At 60.3% G+C, this 21,666-nt stretch carries 19 protein-coding genes; 6 read left to right on the forward strand and 13 right to left on the reverse strand.

Annotated features, from left to right (window positions below; genetic code table 11):
- Window positions 1-76: 76 nt before the first annotated feature.
- Entirely contained in the window at window positions 77-1,690 is a 1,614-nt protein-coding gene (locus SSPSH_RS15330) for an OpgD/OpgG family glucan biosynthesis protein (protein WP_040608393.1), read from the forward strand.
- A 21-nt stretch (window positions 1,691-1,711) separates the two neighbouring features.
- Here the strand turns inward: SSPSH_RS15330 and SSPSH_RS15335 are convergent, their stop codons facing one another.
- From SSPSH_RS15335 to SSPSH_RS15350, 4 genes are all read right to left on the reverse strand, one after another.
- On the reverse strand, window positions 1,712-5,155 hold the full coding sequence (locus SSPSH_RS15335) for a mechanosensitive ion channel domain-containing protein (protein ID WP_161627848.1): 3,444 nt from the start codon (window positions 5,153-5,155) through the stop codon (window positions 1,712-1,714).
- A gap of 214 nt (window positions 5,156-5,369) precedes the next feature.
- Window positions 5,370-5,705 (reverse strand): hypothetical protein, encoded by a 336-nt coding sequence (locus tag SSPSH_RS15340; protein ID WP_006913690.1) that lies wholly within the window; start codon window positions 5,703-5,705, stop codon window positions 5,370-5,372.
- Window positions 5,689-6,807 (reverse strand): fatty acid desaturase family protein, encoded by a 1,119-nt coding sequence (locus tag SSPSH_RS15345; protein WP_006913691.1) that lies wholly within the window; start codon window positions 6,805-6,807, stop codon window positions 5,689-5,691. Before SSPSH_RS15345 ends, SSPSH_RS15340 begins: the two co-directional genes overlap by 17 nt.
- 62 nt (window positions 6,808-6,869) lie before the next feature.
- The gene (locus SSPSH_RS15350; protein ID WP_006913692.1) at window positions 6,870-7,931 is read right to left on the reverse strand and encodes a ferredoxin reductase; all 1,062 of its coding nucleotides are present in this window, start codon (window positions 7,929-7,931) and stop codon (window positions 6,870-6,872) included.
- Window positions 7,932-8,120: 189 nt separating this feature from the next.
- Here SSPSH_RS15350 and SSPSH_RS15355 point away from each other — a divergent pair, with 189 nt between their 5' ends.
- Together SSPSH_RS15355 and SSPSH_RS15360 are read left to right on the forward strand one after the other, a co-directional pair.
- Window positions 8,121-8,774: a TetR family transcriptional regulator gene (locus SSPSH_RS15355; RefSeq protein WP_021031861.1), complete on the forward strand. Its 654-nt coding sequence runs from the start codon at window positions 8,121-8,123 to the stop codon at window positions 8,772-8,774.
- Window positions 8,775-8,812: 38 nt separating this feature from the next.
- Complete coding sequence (locus SSPSH_RS15360) at window positions 8,813-9,745, forward strand: dihydrodipicolinate synthase family protein (RefSeq protein WP_006913694.1); 933 nt, start codon at window positions 8,813-8,815, stop codon at window positions 9,743-9,745.
- A gap of 18 nt (window positions 9,746-9,763) precedes the next feature.
- Here SSPSH_RS15360 and SSPSH_RS15365 read toward each other — a convergent pair whose 3' ends face one another.
- From SSPSH_RS15365 to SSPSH_RS15375, 3 genes are all read right to left on the reverse strand, one after another.
- On the reverse strand, window positions 9,764-10,198 hold the full coding sequence (locus SSPSH_RS15365; RefSeq protein ID WP_161627849.1) for a DUF2059 domain-containing protein: 435 nt from the start codon (window positions 10,196-10,198) through the stop codon (window positions 9,764-9,766).
- A gap of 112 nt (window positions 10,199-10,310) precedes the next feature.
- Window positions 10,311-12,059 (reverse strand): assimilatory sulfite reductase (NADPH) hemoprotein subunit, encoded by a 1,749-nt coding sequence (gene cysI / locus SSPSH_RS15370; RefSeq protein WP_006913696.1) that lies wholly within the window; start codon window positions 12,057-12,059, stop codon window positions 10,311-10,313.
- 68 nt (window positions 12,060-12,127) lie between these two features.
- Window positions 12,128-13,966, reverse strand: coding sequence for an assimilatory sulfite reductase (NADPH) flavoprotein subunit (locus tag SSPSH_RS15375; protein WP_006913697.1), 1,839 nt, complete (start codon window positions 13,964-13,966; stop codon window positions 12,128-12,130).
- 425 nt (window positions 13,967-14,391) lie between these two features.
- On the opposite strand from SSPSH_RS15375, the gene SSPSH_RS15380 reads away from it, so the two are divergent.
- Window positions 14,392-14,997 (forward strand): transglycosylase SLT domain-containing protein, encoded by a 606-nt coding sequence (locus SSPSH_RS15380; protein ID WP_006913698.1) that lies wholly within the window; start codon window positions 14,392-14,394, stop codon window positions 14,995-14,997.
- A gap of 36 nt (window positions 14,998-15,033) precedes the next feature.
- A complete protein-coding gene (locus SSPSH_RS15385; RefSeq protein WP_006913699.1) occupies window positions 15,034-15,369 on the forward strand; it encodes a YqcC family protein in 336 nt (111 codons plus the stop codon).
- Window positions 15,370-15,375: 6 nt separating this feature from the next.
- Here SSPSH_RS15385 and cyoE read toward each other — a convergent pair whose 3' ends face one another.
- From cyoE to SSPSH_RS15405, 4 genes are read right to left on the reverse strand one after another with little or no spacing between them, the layout of a single operon-like run.
- Window positions 15,376-16,299, reverse strand: a complete 924-nt coding sequence (gene cyoE / locus SSPSH_RS15390) for a heme o synthase (protein WP_006913700.1) — start codon at window positions 16,297-16,299, stop codon at window positions 15,376-15,378.
- Window positions 16,292-17,296, reverse strand: coding sequence for a COX15/CtaA family protein (locus tag SSPSH_RS15395; protein WP_006913701.1), 1,005 nt, complete (start codon window positions 17,294-17,296; stop codon window positions 16,292-16,294). Before SSPSH_RS15395 ends, cyoE begins: the two co-directional genes overlap by 8 nt.
- 15 nt (window positions 17,297-17,311) lie before the next feature.
- A complete protein-coding gene (locus SSPSH_RS15400; protein WP_006913702.1) occupies window positions 17,312-17,884 on the reverse strand; it encodes an SCO family protein in 573 nt (190 codons plus the stop codon).
- On the reverse strand, window positions 17,881-18,621 hold the full coding sequence (locus SSPSH_RS15405) for an SURF1 family protein (RefSeq protein ID WP_006913703.1): 741 nt from the start codon (window positions 18,619-18,621) through the stop codon (window positions 17,881-17,883). The genes SSPSH_RS15400 and SSPSH_RS15405 overlap by 4 nt, the downstream gene beginning before the upstream one ends.
- On the opposite strand from SSPSH_RS15405, the gene SSPSH_RS15410 reads away from it, so the two are divergent.
- Window positions 18,622-18,828: a twin transmembrane helix small protein gene (locus SSPSH_RS15410; RefSeq protein ID WP_006913704.1), complete on the forward strand. Its 207-nt coding sequence runs from the start codon at window positions 18,622-18,624 to the stop codon at window positions 18,826-18,828. It begins immediately after the preceding gene.
- A gap of 92 nt (window positions 18,829-18,920) precedes the next feature.
- Here the strand turns inward: SSPSH_RS15410 and SSPSH_RS15415 are convergent, their stop codons facing one another.
- The gene (locus tag SSPSH_RS15415; RefSeq protein ID WP_006913705.1) at window positions 18,921-19,799 is read right to left on the reverse strand and encodes a cytochrome c oxidase subunit 3; all 879 of its coding nucleotides are present in this window, start codon (window positions 19,797-19,799) and stop codon (window positions 18,921-18,923) included.
- A gap of 218 nt (window positions 19,800-20,017) precedes the next feature.
- On the reverse strand, window positions 20,018-21,649 hold the full coding sequence (gene ctaD / locus SSPSH_RS15420) for a cytochrome c oxidase subunit I (protein ID WP_021031862.1): 1,632 nt from the start codon (window positions 21,647-21,649) through the stop codon (window positions 20,018-20,020).
- Window positions 21,650-21,666: the final 17 nt, after the last annotated feature.

The following is a 21,666-nucleotide window of genomic DNA, read 5'->3' on the forward strand; positions in this document are numbered from 1 at the left end:
ACCTACTGAAAGATCACACCTAGTTCAGGATATACCGGGCGGCCATCGTACCGGACCTGAGCGCAGCGACTCGCGCATGACAATCGATCTAGGCAGAAGACGCCTGCTCGTGTCGACTACGGCACTGGCAGGCGTTTCTTTTTTGCCCGCCTGGGCTACAACGGGCAGCGTCCCAGCGCTGCCGCGCGACGGCGAAGCGTTCGATTTCGAGACACTCGTCGCACATGCTCGAGCCCTGTCGCATCAGCCTTACCACGCCCCCGACGAGCGCTACGCCGAACTGTTGGATGAAATCGGCTACGAAGCCTTCATGGGCATCCATACCCGCAAGGAAGTCGCGCTCTGGGCCGATGCGGCTACGCCGGTCACCGTCGAATTCTTTCATCTGGATCAGAACGCTAGAGCCCCTATTGCGATTCATGTCGTCGAATCCGGCCGCAGCCGGCGGATTCAATACAATGGCGATCTGTTTCGTTACGACGACCCCGCGCTTGCAAAACGCTTGCCGGCCGACCTGGGCTTTTCCGGTTTTCGCATGCTCGGGCGCGGCGACCCCGCACGCGAATGGCTGGCTTTCAAGGGCGCGAGCTATTTCCGCAGCCCGGGCGGTCTCGATCAGTATGGGCTTTCTGCACGCGGCGTGGCGATCGATACCGGCTACGGCGCCGATGAGGCGTTTCCCAACTTCACCCAATACTGGTTGATCAAACCCGAGCCCGACGCCGCGACGATTACGATCTGTGCGTTGCTCGAAGGCCAGCATGTCACCGGCGCCTATCGGATAAAACTAAGCCGGCCCAATGACATCATCCTCGATATAGAGACGCGCCTATTCCAGCGCAACGATGTACAGCGCCTTGGCATTGCACCTTTGACCAGCATGTTCTGGTTTTCCGAGACGAATGCGCGTCGCGGCGTCGACTGGCGGCCCGAAATACACGACAGCGACGGCCTGGCCATGACCACCGGCCAGGACCAGCGGCTCTGGCGGGCATTGGTGAATCCGCCGCGTACGCAATACAGCGCGTTCCAGGACAAGAACCCGAAGGGTTTCGGCCTGCTCCAGCGCGATCGTGTGTTCGATCATTATCAGGATCCGGAGGTCGGCTTCGAGAACCGGCCCAGTCTCTGGGTCGAGCCGCGCGGTAATTGGGGAAGCGGCCATGTTGGCCTACTTGAACTACCCACCGACGAAGAGGTTTACGACAATATCAACGTCTTCTGGGTGCCGGCCGGCAAGACTGCTTCGGGCAACGAGTGGCAATTCGACTATCGCCTGCACTGGGGGGCGGATCAGCCCGATCCGCCGCAACTGGCTCGGGTCATGGCCACACGTACCGGCCGCGCCGGCGCGCCGGGGACCTATGAAGATCAATCGGTGCTCGCACGCAAATTCGTTATCGATTTTGCCGGTCATGCCCTCGACAGCCTGGACAAAGATAACGCGCCCGAGCCGCAGGTGCATGCGAGCCACGGCAAGATCGATAACCCTTATGTTCGGTACGTTGAAAAAACCGGGCGCTGGCGTGTGTTCTTCGACTGGAAAGGTGAGTTGCCGCCCAACGATACGCCGGTCGAATTACAGGCGGCGCTGCGCCATGGCGCCCGTCAGATCACCGAAACCTGGCTGTATGCCTACTATCCCGAGGCCCTGCCACGCCAACTCTATGCGGATGACGACAGCGCCTGAGCTGCGTACGCAGTCCTCGCTTTAGCGACCGGCCGGCGTCGGCGCTGAATCATCATCACTGCGCGTTGCCTCGTCCTGCCCTGGCGAGCCTCTGAAAACCTTCGCAAAGGAATTGTCGACCGAGCGCAGATGCAGATCCTGCTGCGGGAACGATACGACCACATCGTTGGCGCGGAACGCGGCGTGCATTCCCTTGTATATCGCATGCTGCAACGGCAGCAGATTGTAGAGATCGTGGTAGAAGATACGCGCCTCGTAGATCAGCGCGCTGGCATCGTAGCCGACAAAGAACACGGTCGGCGCCGGCTGCTCTAGCGCCACCGGATCGTCCTTGATGACATCCATGATCAGTTTTTCGGCGAGCTCGGTATCGGTATCCAGAGCCAGATGCACGCGCAGGATCAGACGCGTTATGTCGTCGGTCAGCGTCCAGTTGATTACCGTCTCGGTAATGAACGTCTTGTTCGGAATCACCACTTCCTTGTTGTCCCAGTCCGTGACCGTGGTGGCACGAATCCGTATACGCGAGACCGTACCGGTAAGCGTGCCGACCGTGACCGTATCGCCCACGCGTACCGGACGCTCGAACAGGATGACGATACCGGAGACGAAATTCGCGAAGATCTCCTGCAGACCGAAACCGAGACCCACACCGACGGCTGCGACCAGCCACTGAATCGAGGACCACCGAAAACCGATCAACGCGACCGCGCCCAGCATGCCCATGATGACAATCGCGTACTGAAACAACGTCGCCATGGCATAGCGGCTGCCGGCATCCATGGAAAAACGCCGCAGTACGGTAATTTCCAGAAAACCCGGCAAATTGCGCCCGGCCAGCGCCGTCACCACGCCCAGCGCCATTGCCAACAGCAAGGCGCCCAGCGTGACTTGCGTCAACTGGGTCCGACCGTCGACTTCGTTGGCATATTGCCAGAGCGTGACGTTGTCCAGCAGCTGTAGCGCCGGCAGCGTGTCCGACCAGATGACCCAAAGCCCTGCCACGGAGAGCAGTGCGATCACGACCTTGACCAGGCCACGGGTCTGCTCGCTGATCTGAACGAGATCGATTTCCAGCGTATCGAGATTTTCGGGTGTGCTTTCGCCGGCGGCGGCCGCAGCATCGCGCGTCGCGCGGGCTTCACGCGCCTCCTCACGCTTGCGCAATGCACGGGTCAGTGCAAGACGCCGTTCGGCTACCGTGAGCCAGCGTACGATCAACGCATACAACACGAAGCCGCCGCCCAACAAACCCGCGGAATAGAAGAACCGGCTCTGCAGTTGCAACGCGGTGTAGTAGTAGCCCATACCGGCCAGGCCGAACAACAGCAATGGCACGCCGACCGCTATCGGCAGCCAAAGATAACCCAGCCGCCAGGCCGAGCCCTCCTCCGGATTGATCACCCCGGCGAGTTCGCCGCGTGTGGGGTGAAGCAGGCGCCAGGAAAATACGGCGATAAAGAGCAAACTCAACATGAATGCGCCGCGGCCGATGGTCTCGCGCTTGCTGTCGTCGTCGAACGCTTCGGTAAACGTCACCAACACGGTTGGAATGACCAGCATCGCGAGCAGCCATCGCAGCATCCGGTAGAGGCCGTGACGGGCTTCTTCCGGCCATTGAAAATGGCTTTCTGCAAGTCCGTACTTACGACACACCTGCGCGAACGGCTCAAGGAAGAGCACCAGTATCGCCGCTTGAATAAAGACCGCCGATACTGCATTGGTAAATACATCGGCACCGGCGGGCGTACGCACGAGATAGCCGGCCAGCAGCAGCGTGGCAACCGGCGGTATGAACAGCAAAACCGTTACCAGCGCGGCTCGCAGCGTGACCCAGAACGTATCGTGCTGCACCTTGCCGACGGGTTCGGCCAGACGACGCAGACGACCACGTAGCGGACGCCGCACCAGCAGCAACACCGCTATAAACGCCAAGCCAACAGCCGTAACGAATGGTCGCGACCGGGCGCCATCGACCAGTCGCTCCAGGGCGCGGGTCCACGACGACCAGTTGAAGGCCCAGGGCAGATGCTGGGCGGTGCGCGCGAACCAGTCGAACCCCATGGTCCCGAACGAGGGCAGCCAGAACAGGCGTTCGTCCAGTAGTCGATTGAAGGAATCCACGGTCTGCTTGTATTCCGTGGATAATCTGATCAGGTCGCGGCCGATCTCGATATAGCGGCCTTCCGCGCTGATCAGCAGATCGAGAACCTTTCGGCGATGCCGCAGCAGACCGGCAAGCGAGCTTTTCTGGCCATCGTCGAGTTCGGGGCTCTCGGCCACGATCTCCGCCACGCGACGATCGATATCTTCGAGATCGGTACGCTGCTGCTGCAGCTGGAAACGCTGCAGCTCGGCCGATGCAATCTCCGGCTGTGCGGTATCGCTAGTACTGCGACTACGCGTTGACAGCAAGCCGGGGCGCGCGAGATCACGACGTTGGGCGCGCAATACGTCGCCGAGTGCAACGGAGGAGCCACCGATTTCAAGTTGACGCTGGACCAAACTCAGGCGTCGCTGAAGATCGTCGACACGCGTGTGCTGGCGTACCTGCTCGTTGGCCAGCGATTCGGTCTGGGCCGTGATCCGGGTCAGCTGGTCCGCCAGTTCGACATTGCGCTGCGCGGTATCGCTAATTGGCTCGGCCGCGGTGCGCAGCTCGCTGAGTTTGTTTTCGCTGGCCGACCGCAGTTCGATCGCAGTCTGATTCTGGCTCTGGCCGAGGGCCATTTGCAAAGACGCCAACAACTCGGTGTCACGCGCCTGCCGGGCTTCGGCGAGCGCACGCCGGGCTTCCAGCTCGCGCTGGCGCGCATCCTGGCTATTCAATTCCTGCTGGAGACGCTCGATTTCGGCCGTCAACGCCTCGCGCCGTGCCGACAACGCCGCGTTTTTCGCTTCAACCAGCAAGCTGGGCTGATCGCGCTCGGCCACACTACTTTCGCTATCCAGCGATCGCAGCGACTCGCGCGCATCGGCGAGCGCTGCACGTGCTGCATCCGGACGCTGCGCCATGTGATTGAGTTGGTCGCGCAGATCGGTGAGTCGCGCTTGGTTGTCGGCCATGCGCGAACTGGTGGCATCGACCCGGCTCGAGAGCGTACTCGCCGGCAGCCCGCCAAGCGACTCACTCGAAGGCGCGGCCTCGATTTGCTGCAGTTCATCGGTCAACTCGCGTATCAGAGCCGGCGCCTCATTGGCCTGCGTGCGCAGCTTGCGGGTATCTTCACGCGCATTACGCGCGGTCTCCAGCGACGAGATCGCCTGACGATAGGTTGAAACGACCTGCTCACGCAGAGCGGAATCCATATTCTCGGGTGCCGGCACCGCATCCGCACGGCTGCGCAAATCCGCAATTCGCTCGTCAAGGCTTTCCCGTTGGGAGCCGACCTGGGCCACGGCCGGCGTCAGCGACAGGTGCATCGCAATAACGCACAGCAACAGCTGAAAAAGCCTTATGGCCATACATCGACGTGTAAACACCGGTACCGCCATTCGGCCCTCACTCGGCTATCGTTCGCGTGGCGATTTTACGCGTTCGTACACGAGGCAGCGAACCTAACGTTTATCCACGCCCGAACCCAGGCCGGGTTAGCCCGCGTTGGGCAGGCATAAGGCTTGGCAGACGTTCGTGAGACGGCGGGCCACGGTCGATCGATCTTCGTGGCTGCGTCTGAAATCAGGACTTGTGGTCGGGATCCTTCGGCGGGTCATTCTTGTCGATCTCGCGCCGCGCGCGGGCGTCGTCGATGATTTCGAACACGTCGGTACCGAACTCACCGATCTCGCGATTCACACCGCGGATCACATCGTAGATGTTCGCATCCTTACGTTCGCCCGCAGACGGCGAGGCCCCATCCGGCGCGTCCGGCTTACGCCTGTTCTTGCCGCGCACGCGTCGCGTTTGCCCACCGACATAGCCGCTGATCAGCCGATGTACGTTTTCGACGCGCGAAGCGGCCGAGTCGAACGTCGACTCGGCCGAATCCTTGAGTGTTTCAAGCAGCTTCAGCATAGACCGGCGCATCCGTGGATGTCGTAGGCTTGAGCGTATTGCGTTTGCGGCGATGAGGCAACGACATGCGCAGAATGCGTTTGACCACCCCGCCGAACTGCTTGGTCAGCGGCCCGGTGTTGTAGTTCAGGCCGTAGCGTTCGCAGATTTCCTGGATCTTGGGCGCGACTTCACGATAGCGATGCGAGGGCATATCCGGGAACAGATGGTGCTCGATCTGATAGCTCAAGTGGCCGGAAAGAATATGAAACGGCACGCTGCCGGTCAGATTCGACGAGCCCAACAGCTGACGCAGATACCACTGGCCACGGGTTTCCTCACGCGTTTCCTCGACGTCGAACATCTCGACTTCGTCGGTGAAATGCCCGCAGAAAATAATCAGAAACGACCACAGGTTACGATTCAGATTGGCGGTGACGTTACCGGCCAGCACTGGCGCGAACATCGGCCCAGCCAACGCGGGGAACAGCACATAGTCCTTGAGCACCTGTTTACGTGCCTTGGCCCAGATCTCACGCGCCTGTACGGCAGCTTCCTTGAGCGTCTTGTCCTTGCCCAGACGCTCGACTTCCAGGTCGTGTAACGCCACGCCCCACTGGAAAAATGTTGCCAGCGTGGCCGCGGTCAACGGCTGGGCCAAATGCTGCGGCCGCCAGGCCTGATCCTCACTCATGCGCAGGATGCCGTAACCCACATCGCGATCGAGATCGACGATGTTGGTGAACGTGTGGTGCATGTAGTTGTGCGAATGCTTCCACTGGTGCGCCGGGCAGGTGTTGTCCCAATCGTAGGTCGCCGAGTCGATGGCCGGATCGTTCATCCAGTCCCACTGACCGTGCATGACGTTATGCCCGATCTCCATGTTCTCGAGGATCTTGGACAACGACAACAGCCCGACGCCGCTCAGCCATGCGGGCGGCAAAAAGCCCGCCATCAGCAGCGCGCGGCCAGCGACTTCGCTATAACGCTGGGTCTTGAGAATGCTGCGGATATAACGCGCATCGCGCTCGCCGAGGTCGTTCTTCACCTCATCACGAACGGCATCGATTTCGCGGCCGAAGGCTTCGATATCGGCCTTGCTCAAATGGGTTGGTTTACTCATGTTCTACTCCATGACGCACAGGCGTCGGTCGTAAGAATCGTAGAAATCGGGTCGAACGGATATTAGAGTTCGACGGCCACGTCGCCGGCGGCGGCGTGGATACATAGTTGGATGTCGGTATCGCGTACTTCACGAACCCGATTGGTGCGCAGATCGCGCACACTGCCTTCGGCCACACGGCACTTGCAGGCATGACAGATGCCCATGCGGCAGCCGTAATTCGGCTTCAATCCGGCGCCCTCGGCGACTTCGAGCAGCGAACCACTTTCGCCCGAAGCAGCGATATCGCTCTTGAGAAACTGCACGGCACCCTCGCCCTGGGCTGAGTCGCGACGGGTCGCGGCGAACTGTTCACGATGCAGCGGCGCACTGCTGTGAGCTGTCACCAGCGGTTCGGCCATGTCCATGAAGCCAGCCGGGCCACACAGCCAGGTCTCGCGTTCGCCCAGATCGGGCACGAGCCGCATCAGTGACGCCTCGCTGATGCGCTCGCCGCCATCGGCGGTGAATACGGTTTCGACCCGCAGCCCGCCATGGCGCCGGGCCAGGTCTTGCAGTTCAGCGGCATAAATCATGTCGGCTTGTGTGCGCGCATAGTGGATGAACACCACATCGTGCAGCTCGCCACGCGTAATCCAATGGCGCAACACGCTCATTACCGGTGTGATGCCACTACCCGCGCTGAGTAACAAAGCGCGCGCTGCCGTTTTTGCCTCGGGATAGAACTCACCCTCGGCAGGGCTCAAATAGACCAGCTGGCCACGTTGCGCCCGATCGACCAGATAGTTGCTTACACGGCCGTCGCCGTTGCGCTTGACCGTGATCTCGAGGCTCTTCTCGTTTGGCGCACTCGCAACCGAAAAACACCGGCTATGACGCACGCCGTCAAGGTCAACGCCCAGCAATACGTGCTGGCCAGGACGATGCCCTTGCCAGTTGTCGTTCGGCTCGATGACGAGCGTCACGCTGTCCGGTGTCTGGCGCACGGCATGCGTCACCCGGCCACGCGGCTCGGAGAGCGAAAGACGGCCATCGATGAGTGCCAGATAGTCGTCAACGGACAGCGGACTGGTCAGTGCGCTGACCACCGAACTGCCGAGGACTTTCTTCATGACCGGGTTCATCGACGCTTCCTCATGAATGTGAACACGTGTACACTTTAGGTTGATCGCGAGGCGTAAGTCAACACTTGTTCACAACGAGCTTTTCGAAGACACCGCGCCAATATCAAGCCGCTGTTTTCAAGCGGGTCACAAGCGGCTAAGGTCGCTACCCATGCCTGTAACGCTTTTATGTCCGCACCGTCGACAATCATGAGCCGCGACGCGAACAAGCCGTCGTCGCGCCCGCGCGGCGCACCGCGTCGTGGTGAAGCACGCGAAGCGCTCATGCAGGCTGCGCTGGAACTGGTGGCCAGCGAGGCGAACTTCTCGGCGATTTCGCTACGCCGGATCGCCCGCCAGGCCGGCGTGGTGCCCACTGCCTTTTATCGACATTTCGAGGATCTCGACGCCCTGGGGCTGACGCTGATCGAGGATACGTTCCGTTCGCTACGCGCGATTCTCCGTGATGCAGCGCTCTCCTCCATGCCACTCAAGGGGCTGGTGCGTTACTCCGTGGAACTGTTCGCCCACTACGTGCGCGATAACCAGCTGCTTTTCCAGTTCGTGGTCAAGGAGCGGTTTGCCGGCACGGTAGCTATGCGTGAGGCGATCCATAACGAAATTGTCCTGGTCACCAACGCGCTCGCCGCCGATCTGGCACGCTTCGACGAGTTTTCGCATATTTCTCAAAACGACCTGCGCGTGATCTCCGACCTTGTCGTCAATACGGTGATCACCCTGTCCGAGCGCATTCTCGACGTCGACCCGGACAACGCCGAAGACGATGCGCTGATGCTACGCGCCGAAAAACAGCTACGCCTGATCTTCATGGGCGTCGGTCGCTGGGACAGTCAGCCGGGCTGACCGTCTGAATGAATGAGCCTGTTGAACGAGGCCCACACATGAATACGCCGAATCACGATGGGACTCATACCGCTCGCAACGCAAGTATTTTCAACGGGCTTATCGCTTTTCCCATCACGCCTCTGGATCGCGCCGGTCGGGTCGATACGGACGCATTCGGGGCGATTCTCGAGCCGCTCGTACAGTCTGGCGTCGATGCCATCGGCGTATTGGGCAGCACCGGCTCTTATGCGTATCTGCATGCCGCGCAGCGCGAACGTGTCATCGAAACGGCCGTCGCGCATGCGGATGGGCGCCTACCTGTTATTGCGGGCATCGGCGCACTGGCCCAGCTCGACGTGAACTATCACGCGCAACAGGCATGCGCGCTCGGGGCAGACGGCCTGCTCCTGGCGCCGGTTTCCTATATCCCGCTGCGCGAGGTGGAGGTCGAGCGCCTTTTCCTGACGGTGGCCGATGCCGTAGATCGCCCGATCTGCATCTACAACAATCCCGGTACGACCCAGTTCGACTTCAGCGCGGCATTGCTCGCACGGCTGGCCGAACACCCGTCGATTGCCGCGTTAAAGCAACCGGCACCGTCACGTGATGCAGAGGCGGCTCACCTGACCCTGGAAAAGCGGTTCGGCGAGCGCCTGCAGATCGGATACAGCGGCGACGAGCTGGCCTTGGGTGTGCTGGCCGCGGGTGCCCGCAGCTGGTATTCGGTCATGGCGGGCGTATTCCCCAGCGCGTTCTGTCGACTCATGCGGGCAATCAAGCAGGCCGATTACGTGACCGCACGTTCGTGCCATGCCCGGATGCAACCGCTTTGGGATGTGTGTCGAGCCTATGCAAGCTATCGCGTGGCTCATGAGGCCATCGCACTGACCGGGCGCGCGGCGCCCGTCATGCCGACACCACTACAACCGCTGGCTACCGACGAACGTGAAACGGTACGGCGCGCGCTCGTGGCAAGCCATTTGCTCTAAACGGGTGCGCGCCGAGGACTACTCGGCCAGACGCGACTGCACGCGCTCCATGATCTCCGGCACGAGCGACAGCCCCCATTCGCGGCCAAGCGCGAGCGATTCGGTGAGCAGCTCGGGCGATACCCGCACCAGCTTCTGGCCTACCGGCGACTCATAAAACTCGACCAGCTGGTTGAGCTCGAAGATATTGAAGTGCTTTTCGTACACCGGGTAGAGCACGGAATAGAGCGCATCGCCCGACTCAATGCGTTCGCGTATCACTGACGTGGCTTCCTGCCGGATCACGCGCATCGTGGCCGGATCCATATCCGGGCGGAACAACGCCACGGCGTTGGCAACCCGATCGATAAACTGGCGCGAAAAGATCGCTTCCAGTTGCTCGGCGTCAGTGAGCGCGATCAGCTCGCGGATCACATCATCCTTGTCCTGCTGCGCGGATGGCGTGCGGGACATATTGGCATGCCCTGCCGCCGGCGTTCCGCTCTGCGCGAGCGCCACCGGCATACACAGCAGCAGGACCAGCGCCGGCGCGAGGAATCGCCGCGCACCGAGTATACGGTTTCGATCAGGCCGCTTCAGGAGAGCCGACGTTTTCATGGAAGAATCGTCCTTCGGTGGTTTCGGCAATAATACCGGCCCGAATGACGAAATCACCGAACGGTTCGCCTGCTTCTCGCTCGGCGGCGTACTGTTCGATGATCGGCGTGAGCTCCGCCAGGATCTCCTGTTCGTCGATATTCTCGCGATAGAGCTTGTTCAGACGTGCGCCGTCGAAGCCGGCGCCGAGATACAGGTTGTATTTGCCGGGCGCCTTGCCGACGAAACCGATCTCGCCCAGGAAAGGACGGGCACAGCCGTTCGGGCAACCGGTCATACGAATGACGATCGGCTGGTCCTTGATACCGGCATCGGTCACGATCTTTTCGATCTTGGTGACCAGTTCCGGCAGGTAGCGCTCGGATTCGGCCATGGCCAGCGCGCAGGTCGGGAAGGCCACACAGGCCATCGCCGAATGACGCAGCGTCGAGTATTTGTGACCGTCGTCGAGCCCGTAATGTTCGACCAGTGCCTCGACCTTGGCTTTGTCCTCGGGTTTGACGTTGGCCACGATCACATTGTGGTTGCCGGTGAGCCGGAACTCGCCGCTATGAATCTTGGCGAGTTCGCGCAGGCCGGTCATGAGCTTGTAGCCGGCCGGGCCATGGTACTGGCCGTAATGCGCCGTGCCATTGTCGTCGAAATCGGCAATACGGCCGTTCTCGATGAACAGGGTCAGGTGCCAGTTGCCGTTGTCGCCCTCGGCCCAGCCCAACGGATCGCCATTGCGCTCGAACTTGTATTCGCGTGCCGGCTTGAGCTTGATGCCTGCACGCTCGTCGAGCTGCTCGTGAATCCAGCCCAGACCATGGTCGTCGATCGTGTACTTGAACCGGGCATGCTTGCGGTTCGAGCGGTCGCCGTGATCGCGCTGGATCTTGACCAGCTCCTCAACCGCTTCGAGCGTGTTCTCGGGCGTGGCGAAGCCGATCACCGAACCCAGGCGCGGATAGGTGGCTTCGTCGCCATGGGTCGAGCCCATGCCACCGCCGATAGCGATATTGAAACCAACCAGCGTGTCGTTCTCGACGATGGCGATCAGTCCGATATCGTTGGCGAAAACGTCGACATCATTTTCCGGCGGAATGGCGATAGCGATCTTGAACTTGCGCGGCAGATAGGTGGTGCCGTAGATCGGTTCGTGGTCTTCGCCCTGGGGCGGCTGCTGCAGAAATATCTCTTCATAGGCACGCGATTTCCACGCCAGATGCTCGGAGATCTTGATCGACCAGTCGTGCACTTCGCGATGTAGAGCCGACAGATCCGGATTGGCGGTCGCCATGACGTTGCGGTTGACGTCGCCACAGGCGCCACGCGCATCAATGCCGACCTGGTAGGCATCCTGCAACAGCGGGCGCAGGTGCTTCTTGAGCACGCCGTGGTATTGAAAGGTCTGACGCGTGGTCAGGCGCAGCGTGCCATTGGCGTACCGATGGGCCAGATCGTCGATCTTGAGCCATTGTTCACCGGTGACCACGCCGGCCGGCAGACGCAAACGCAGCATGAACTGGTAGTGCGGTTCCAGCTTGGAGGCCTTGCGCTCGGATCGCAGATCGCGATCGTCCTGCTGATAGAAGCCGTAGAACTTGGTCAGCTGGGTATCGTCTTCGGCGATCGAACCCGTGAGTTCGTCCGCCAGGCCATCGGCAATAGTGCCACGCAAATAATTGCTGGCGATCTTGATGTGTTCGACCGGAGAAAGTTCTTTATCGCTCATGATGAGGCTCGAAATCGGTGGTGTCGGTAAAGCGGGGCTTGATGAAACGCGGCGTACGCGGCCCCGGCTTAATAGACGTCGCGCTGATAGCGCTTTTCTTTCTGTAATTTCTTGAGATAGTCGGCAGCGCCTTCGGCATCGAGATTGGCGTTTTCGCCGATCAACTCAAGCAGCGCTTCGTGTACGTCATGGGCCATGGCATTGGCATCGCCACAGACATACACCGTCGCGCCGTGCTCGATCCAATCGAATACGTCCTTGCCAGCGGCCCGGATCTTGTCTTGTACGTAGACTTTTTCTTCCTGGTCGCGCGAGAACGCTACGTCCATGCGCGTAAGCAGGCCTTCCTTGCGCCAGCGCAACCAGTCGGTCTGGTAGTAGAAATCGGTAAGGAAGTGCTGAGCGCCAAAGAACAACCAGTTATCGCCACCGGCCTCGCGCTCTTCACGCTCTTCCATGAAGGCGCGAAACGGCGCCACGCCGGTGCCCGGCCCGATCATGATGATGGGCGCGTCGTTGTTGTCCGGCAGCTTGAAGTTCTTGTTGTGGTCGATATAGATCGGCAACTGGACGTCTTCGCTGCGATCGGCCAGCTGAATCGATGCTACGCCGTTACGCGCACGACCGACACTTTCATAACGCACCGCCGCTACGGTGAGATGAATCTCGTCCGGATTCGCCGCATGGCTGGAGGCGATGGAATACAACCGCGGCGGCAGTTTACGCAGCAGACGCACGAAATCCTGACCGGTAATACCCTCGATCGGGTAGTCCTCCACCAGGTCGATAATGAATCGGCCATGCATGTACTCGGCAAGCACTTCGCGCTGATCTTCGGCCAGCAATGCATCGAGCGATTCGTTCTGGGCCTGGACCGCGTATTTCTCGATCAACGGCCGCGTAAGCGTTGTGATTTCGTACTGATGCGTCAGCGCGTGCTGCAAAGTCACTTCACCATCGATGCCGGTGACTTGCTCTTCAGGCGATAAGCCAAGGGCAGCAATCAACTCTTCGACCACGGCCGGATCATTTTCGGGGATGATGCCCAGCGAGTCGCCCGGCTCCCAGACGAGACCGGACTCTTCGGTATCCATCTCGATATGATGGACTTCCTTGTCGGAACCGCGGCCGTTGAGCACGACGTTTTCGAGCACTTCAGCCGGATAGGGGTTCTTGCGCGAATAGGTTTCGCCTGCAGACGCAGCAGCCCCGCCCGCGCTGGGCATCGCGGTTACGGTCGGGTGCCCTGTATCGCCGCCACCCAACTCGTCCTTGTACTTATCGACGACGGTTTCGATCCAGGCTTCGGCCGCCTCGTCGAAGTCCACATCCAGATCGACACGATCGGTCAGACGTTTACCGCCGAGCTTTTCGAGCTGCGCGTCGAAGTCCTTGCCGGTCTGGCAGAAATGCTCGTAGCTGGTATCACCAAAAGCGAGCACAGAGAATTTCAGGCCATCCAGCTTCGGCGCCTTCTTGCCATAAATAAACGCGTGCAATTCTTCGGCATTATCCGGCGGATCGCCCTCGCCGTGCGTGGAAACACACACGATGACGTTTTTCTCTTTCTTGAGATCCTTGGGCTTGTAGTCGAGCATGTCGTAGACGGTGGCATTCAGCCCCGCCGCCTCGGCGCGCTCGCGCAAGGTTTCGGCGATATCTTCGGCATTGCCCGTTTGCGAACCATACAGAATCGTGAGCGGCTCACTGGCATCACCCTGAGCGGCCGGCATGCTCTGCTGCGGCGCGGCGACTTCACCCGTAGCTGCCGAGGCATTGATACCCGACAGATAACCGCTGATCCAGGTCACCTGCATCGGCGTAAGCGTCTCGATCAACGACGTCAGCTGCTGGGCCTGCTGGGCGTTGAGCGGGCTGGTGTGTTCTTGAATGGGAGTGGCCTTCATCAACAATCCGCAAATGGTGGGTTCGTCAGACCGACAGCCTGCGCCGCGCAGGTTAGCGGGCTACGATCTATCTTAAAACGTCTGTGTTTTTCTTTTCTTATAACTTTTATATATATGGTAGCGATGGTATCGCCACCGCATATAGCGCCGGGCGGCGCATTATACCTTTCGCGAGCGCCGAGGTCTTAGGGCTAACGCGCTCGTCGCGGTATCGGACGCCAGCCGTCGACTCGCATTTGACGAGCGGGCAACGGCTTCGCGCCCGTGCAAGCACGCGCGCTCGACATGAACATCCCACGCAGGGAACAATAGACTGTCGTCGCGCGCTCGTCGCAAAGTGCAAGCTCGCTTGTTTGCGGCAACGAGTAGCCTCGCGCCACTGCGCGACACGCCTCCAGCTCTTTCGCCTCTGCTACGATTTCGCCATGCATCGTATTGTTCTGATCTGCCTCGCAGCCGTTCTTAGCGGCTGCGTGACCGCACCGCCGCGCGCGACCGGTAATGTCTGCGATATTTTCTACGAAAAGAACGGCTGGTTCGATGCGGCCGATGCGGCCTTCGACCGTTGGGGCGCGCCGATTCATGTGCAGATGGCGATCATCTATCAGGAATCCCGTTTCGTCGGTGATGCGCGCCCGCCCCGCAAGCGCCTGCTCTGGTTCATTCCGTGGACCCATATCACCTCGGCCTACGGCTATACCCAGGCACTCAATAGCACCTGGGACTGGTACAAGACCGACAGCGGCAATGGTTGGGCAGATCGCGACGATTTCGACGACGCCACCGACTTCGTCGGGTGGTATGTCGCCAAAAGCAACGCCATGCTCGGCATTTCGAAATGGGACGCATACAGCCAGTATCTGGCCTACCACGAAGGCCAGACCGGTTATAAGCGCGGCAGCTATCGGCGCAAACCCTGGCTGCAGCGTACCGCGGGCAAGGTCAACGCACGTGCCGATCGATACGCCAGCCAGCTGCAAGGTTGTCGAGTCGATCTCGAGAATCCAAGCCCCTGGTGGTGGCCCTTCTAGACAGCGCGTAATTCATACGCATGCGAACGAACGCCTATGACGAATAACCTGACACAGCTGCACGAACTGGCCGATCTGATTCTTTCGATCGAACAGAGCATGCGCGCCGCCGATTTCTGGCACGCTCAGGCACCGGCGCCTGCTGCCATGGCCAGCCGCACACCGTTTTGTGCGGACACGCTGGCATTCAGCGAATGGCTGCAATTCGTTTTTATTCCACGCATGCGCACGCTCATCGAACAGAACGCCGCCCTGCCCGGCGCCAGCGCGATCGCGCCCTTGGCTGAAGAAGCGCTGGCCGAAAAGCCCGGAAAGCGGGAAGTCGTGGAACGGCTACGCCAGTTCGACCGCGTTATTACGGCCAACGTCTAGGTTGGATCAGCTGCCGAACACCGCCGGCACGTAGTGGTCCACGAGCAACGCGCTGAACAAGGCCATGAGATAGAGAATCGAATAGCCGAAGGTGCGCATTGCAAGACCCGGCTTCGGCGCATATTTCAGCCGGATCGCATACACCAGGAACCAGCCGGACAGACCGATCGCGCTCACCAGATACAACGGCCCGCTCATGCCGGTAACGAACGGCAACAAAGACACGATGAACAGCAAGACCGTATACAGCAGAACCTGCGTACGGGTGTATTCCAGACCGTGGGTAACGGGCAACATCGGAATATCGACATCTGCATACTCGCGATGGCGCTCAATCGCCAAGGCCCAGAAATGCGGTGGCGTCCAGATAAAGATGATCAGGAACAGAATCAGCGCGTGCGCGTCAACGCTACCCGTAACGGCGACCCAGCCCAACAGCGGCGGCGCGGCCCCTGCGGCACCGCCGATCACGATGTTCTGTGGCGTGGCACGCTTGAGATAGACCGTATACACGCCGGCATAACCGACCAGCGTCACCAACGTCAGCCACGCGGTCAGCGGATTGACCAGCCATAGCAGGATTGCCATCCCCAGCAGGCCGATGGCAGCAGCAAAGCGTGCCGATTGAGCCATGTCCAGATTGCCCGTTACCAGCGGGCGCTTGCGGGTCCGCGCCATGCGCTGATCCGCCTTGCGATCAAGCATCTGATTGACCGCAGCCGCCGATGCCGCCATCAGACCGATACCGAGCGTGCCGAACAGCAGTGCGTCGATCGGCACCATGCCCGGCGTCGCCAGAAACATACCGACCATGGCCGTAAACACGATAAGCAGCACGACCCGTGGCTTGCACAGCTCGTAATAGTCCGTCAGACGCTGGGACAGCGTCGAGCGGCCGAGTGTAGCACTTGAGCTGTACGGGCTAGACATGGTCGCGCGCTTTCCAGACTGCGTGGTTGATCGCCATAAGCGTTAATAATAACAGGGCCGCGCCCCCGTTGTGCGCGACCGCCACCGGTAGCGGCAGATGGAAGACCACGACTGACACACCAATGGATACCTGCAGCACGACGGCCGCGATTAACGTCAACGCCATGCCGCGCCAACGATGATCTGCCCGCCCCTGGCGCCAAAGAAGCGCCGCGAGCCCCAGCATCGCGATTGTGATCGCGACAGCGCCGAGCCGATGCGCCCAATGAATCGTCGCACGCGGCACGCTATCCAGTATGCCGTATTCATAGTTGATGCCCAGCCCATGCCAGAGCGTGAACGCGGTGGACCAATCCGTCGGCGGCCACCAGTAAGTCTGGCAGGTGGGAAAATCCGGACACGCCATCGCGGCATAGTTCGTCGACGTCCATGCGCCGAGAAAGATCTGGCCTACCAGCAGAGCCAGCGCCGTGCCGGCTGTGATCCGCAGGCCACGCCGCATTGCCGTACGGTAACCTTCAAACAACGCCCCTTCTCGAAACAGACACCAGCCAAGCAATGCAAAGGTGGCCATCCCGCCAAGCAGATGCGCGGTCACGATCAACGGCTTGAGCAGCAAAGTGACCGTCCACATCCCGAGCAGCGCCTGGAATATCACGAGGACCAGTAAAACCCAGGGCAACGCCTTTTGCTGATGTGCGCTGCTGCTTCGTTTTAACGTGAGCAGCGCCATCGCCAGAATCAGTAGACCCAGCGTGCCAGCGGCATAGCGATGGATCATCTCTTTCCATGCTTTCGGCGCTTCGACGGGGCGATGTGAAAAGCGTTCGTTGGCCGCCGCGACATCCGCCTCCGCGGTCGGCACGTCGAGGTGACCGTAACAGCCCGGCCAATCGGGACAACCCAGGCCCGCGTCCGACAACCGTACGAAAGCACCAAGTGTGATCACGACAAAAGCCAGACAGATCGTGATCAGATTAAGACGAAAACGCGTCATGACAGAAGTTCCGGTCTAACCGATATGGGAAAGCTTGAGCAAATGCTTGACGTCCTTGAACAACGCTGAACCGTCCCCGCCGGGCGGATAATAAAGCATCCAGTTACCGAGCGGATCGACCAGATAGACCGTACCCGCCGTCGTCGCGCCCTGGCTTTCGAACATGGCATTGAATGGCGCGACTGGCGCGCTATAGAGACTCAGATCGGGCTGCTCCGGCATAACCGGCAGTGGCCGTTCATCGGTTAGCAGCACACGCTGTACGCGCGTCGCGCGGCGGTGCAGCAGCGCCCGGATCTGTCGCGTTTCTTTCAGCGACTCGATACACGCGTCACCGCAGCCTCCGGGGGCGACCTGCAAAATCGTCCATTTCTGCTCGAACAGCTGACCGCTGGGCAACTGCTCACCGGCCGCATCGGTCAGCGTCACGTTCGGGACCTGCATCGCCGGGTCGATCAATTCACCGCCGTTGGTGCCGGCCGCGCCGAAAGACAAGCCGTAGTAGAGCAGATACGCCAGCGCGAGCGGCCCTATAAAAACCATGGCCACGCCGAGAAGCTTGAGGCGCGCGCGGGTCTGTGTCGTCATCGAATACGCCTTAAATTGAGAACCACGAAAATCACAAACACCGCCAATGCCATGGCAAACCATTGCAACGCATAGCCGAAATGGCGAACCGGCGGCATCTGTTCGAACTGGCGCTGCCAGTCACGTTCAAAACCACGCGCATCTGCCTCATCCAGCAACAGCAGACCGTCGACGACGTCGTCCTCATACTGGCAGCGCAGATCCTCGATATCGGGATAATTGAGCACCCGCGGCCAGCCATCGAGCCGACACGCCGCATCGCCGCCGAGGCGCATACCTGGCCTGGGCAGATCGCGCCAGACGCCCACCATCGTCACCCGGCCGGCCGGCGCACCAGGGTCAGGCGGTTCGGCGCGCCCCTGAGGCCCAAGCGGTACCCAGCCACGGTCGACCATGACACGAGTGCCATCGTCGAGCACCAGCGGTGTCCAGACGTGATACCCGATACGTTCGTTTCGTACCTGATTGTCGAACAGAACCTGCCGTTGCGCATCCAAACGGCCGTTGAGTGTGTATCGAAGACCATACTCCGGCATGGCGGTGTCGGCCGAGGCACGCGCTGCAACGAAATCCTGTGGTTCGCTTTTGCCCGCAGCCTGACGCTGCGCTAGCATCGCTTGCTTGCTTTCGCCGCGCTGAATTTGCCAGGCGCCCAAACCGGACAGTGCGGCGACGCCCACGAACAGAATCACCCAACCCCACAAAGGGGGCGCGAACCGATAGCGCCCTAAGCGCATATGGTCAAGATATTCATCGTCGTGTTCCTGCTCGCCATCATCGCGGCCCTGGGGTCGGGGCTGGTGTTTCTCGTACGCGACAGCGGCGACACCAGACGCACCGTGAAAGCGCTGACCTGGCGGATCAGTCTATCGCTGCTACTTATCGTACTGCTTGTGGTCGGTTACCTGACCGGTATCGTACAACCCCACAATCTGGGCCAGTAAGCTCGCTGCAAACAATAACGGGCGGCACTTGGATGCCGCCCGCAACATTATTGCCGAGACCCGTTAACAAACGGCCGCGTGATATCCCGTTTCTAGAGGATATAGACGAATATGAACAGGCCAAGCCATACGACGTCGACAAAGTGCCAATACCAGGCGACGGCTTCGAAACCGAAATGGTCGTGCGAGCTGAAGTGACCTTTCAGACAACGCAGCAGAATGATGATGAGCATCAGCGTGCCCAACGTCACGTGCATACCGTGGAAGCCGGTCAGTAGAAAGAAGGTCGAACCGTAGATACCCGAGCCCAGGGTCAGCCCGAGGTGCTCGTAAGCTTCGATATATTCAACCGCCTGCCAGTACAGGAAGAACGCGCCCAGAGCAGCGGTGGCAGCGAGGCCAAGGCACAGCTTCCAGCGATTATCTTCCTTCAGCCCCCAATGCGCCCAGGTGATGGTGACTGAAGAAGTCAGTAGTAGCAGCGTGTTGATCAGCGGCAGATGCCAGGCGTTGACCGTTTCGAAATCACCGCCAATATTGCCGGGACCGTTGGTCGGCCACGCGCCTTCGAACTGCGGCCATAGATAGACGTTGGTAAAGAACTTCTCACCCTCGCCGTTCAGCCAGGGCAGCGCGATCATGCGCGTATAGAACAGCGCGCCAAAGAACGCCGCGAAGAACATCACCTCCGAAAAGATGAACCACATCATCGCGTAGCGATAGGTACGATCTTCCTGAACACCATAAGCGCCGGTACGGTTCTCGTGCACGACGTCACGAAACCAGATAAACACCATCACCAGCACCATCGCCAGACCAACGGCCGCAATATACGGGGCGACGGTGGTACTGCCGTTCAGCCAGAAGCCGGCGGCGCCGAGCATGAGGAACAGTGCCACCGTGAGCATGAACGGCCACGGCGACGGCTCCGGTACGTAATACTTGTGGTGTTCGCTGGTATGCGTGGCCATAACGATCGGTCCTTGCTTCTATCCTTGCTGCCTAACGCCCCAAGTGCCGGGCTAGGCCGTTGCAGGGCGCGTAACCACGCGCCCCTCTCCCCTGGCTATCTCGGCTAGCGTGCCGCCATCTCGAAAAAGAAAGCGACATAAACACCGACGGCGATCCCCGCCAGCGCGAGCGCGAGCAGCGCGTTCTTGCGTTTGGGCGACATCACCAATCCGCCCGACTACGCCAGCTCGCGCGGGTCAATCTTCGGCGGCGTTTCGAAGGTGTGATACGGCGCCGGCGAGGCGACCGTCCACTCCAAACCACGCGCACCTTCCCAGACTCGGCCTGTCGCTTTCTTACCCGAGCGGCGCATGCACATAATCATGTTGTAAATGAATACGAACTGCCCGAGGAAGAACATCAGCGCGCCAATCGACGAAATGACGTTGAAATCGGTGAACTGGGTCGCGTAATCGGGAATACGGCGCGGCATACCGGCAAGGCCAAGGAAATGCTGCGGGAAGAACAGTACGTTGATCCAGATCGCACTCCACCAGAAGTGGAATTGACCGAGCTTCTCGTTATACATCGTACCGGTCCACTTGGGAATCCAGTAGTAGATGGCAGCAATGATCGAGAAGATCGCGCCCGGCACCAGCACATAGTGGAAATGCGCGACCACGAAGTAGGAGTCGTGATACTGGAAGTCCACCGGCGTGAGCGCGAGCATCAGGCCCGAGAAACCGCCAATCGTGAACAGCACCACGAAACCGAGCGCGAACAGCATCGGCGTTTCGAACGTCATCGAGCCGCGCCACATCGTGGCTACCCAGTTGAACACCTTCACGCCCGTGGGCACCGCGATCAGCATGGTCGCGAACATGAAGAACAGTTCCGCCGACACCGGCATGCCCACCGTGAACATGTGGTGCGCCCACACGATGAACGACAGGAACGCGATCGAGGCCACGGCATAGACCATCGAGTCATGCCCGAACAGCGGCTTGCGCGCGAACGCCGGAATGATCGTGGAGACGATGCCGAAGGCCGGCAGAATCATGATGTAGACCTCGGGATGCCCGAAGAACCAGAAGATATGCTGGAACAGCACCGGGTCACCGCCACCGGCCGCGTCGAAGAACGTGGTACCGAAGAAGTGGTCGGTCAGGATCATGGTGACCGCACCGGCGAGTACCGGCATGACCGCGATCAGCAGATAGGCGGTGATCAACCACGTCCAGACGAACAGCGGCATCTTGAGCAGCGGCATGTCCGGCGCGCGCATGTTCAGAATGGTGACCACGATATTGATCGCGCCGGTGATCGACGAGATACCGGCCAGATGGATCGCAAACACCATCAGCGGCAGCGCGTTACCCGTCTGCATGACCAGCGGCGGATACATCGTCCAGCCCGAAGCCGGCCCGCCGCCCGACAGGAACAGCGTGCCCAGCAGCATGGTGAAGGCGAACGGCAGGATCCAGAAACCCCAGTTGTTGACACGGGGCAGCGCCAGATCGGAGCAGCCGATCATCATCGGCACCATCCAGTTGGCCAGCCCCACGAAACCGGGCATGACCCCGCCAAAGATCATCACCAACGCATGCAGGGTGATCATCTCGTTGTAGAAGCCCGGGTCGACGAACTGAATACCCGGCGCGAACAGCTCGGCGCGGATCACCAGCGACATCAGACCGCCGATAAACAGCATGACGAACGAGAAGATCAGGTACAGCGTACCCAGATCCTTATGGTTCGTCGTACCGATCCAGCGCTTCATCCAAGGCCACACACCGTCGGCCAGGGTTACCGGGCCATGATGGTGATCGTGATGATCGTGGTGGGTATCAGTCGGATTGACAGTGCTCATCGCAAACTCCTGAACCG

Source organism: Salinisphaera shabanensis E1L3A, assembly GCF_000215955.2.
Lineage (GTDB): Bacteria > Pseudomonadota > Gammaproteobacteria > Nevskiales > Salinisphaeraceae > Salinisphaera > Salinisphaera shabanensis.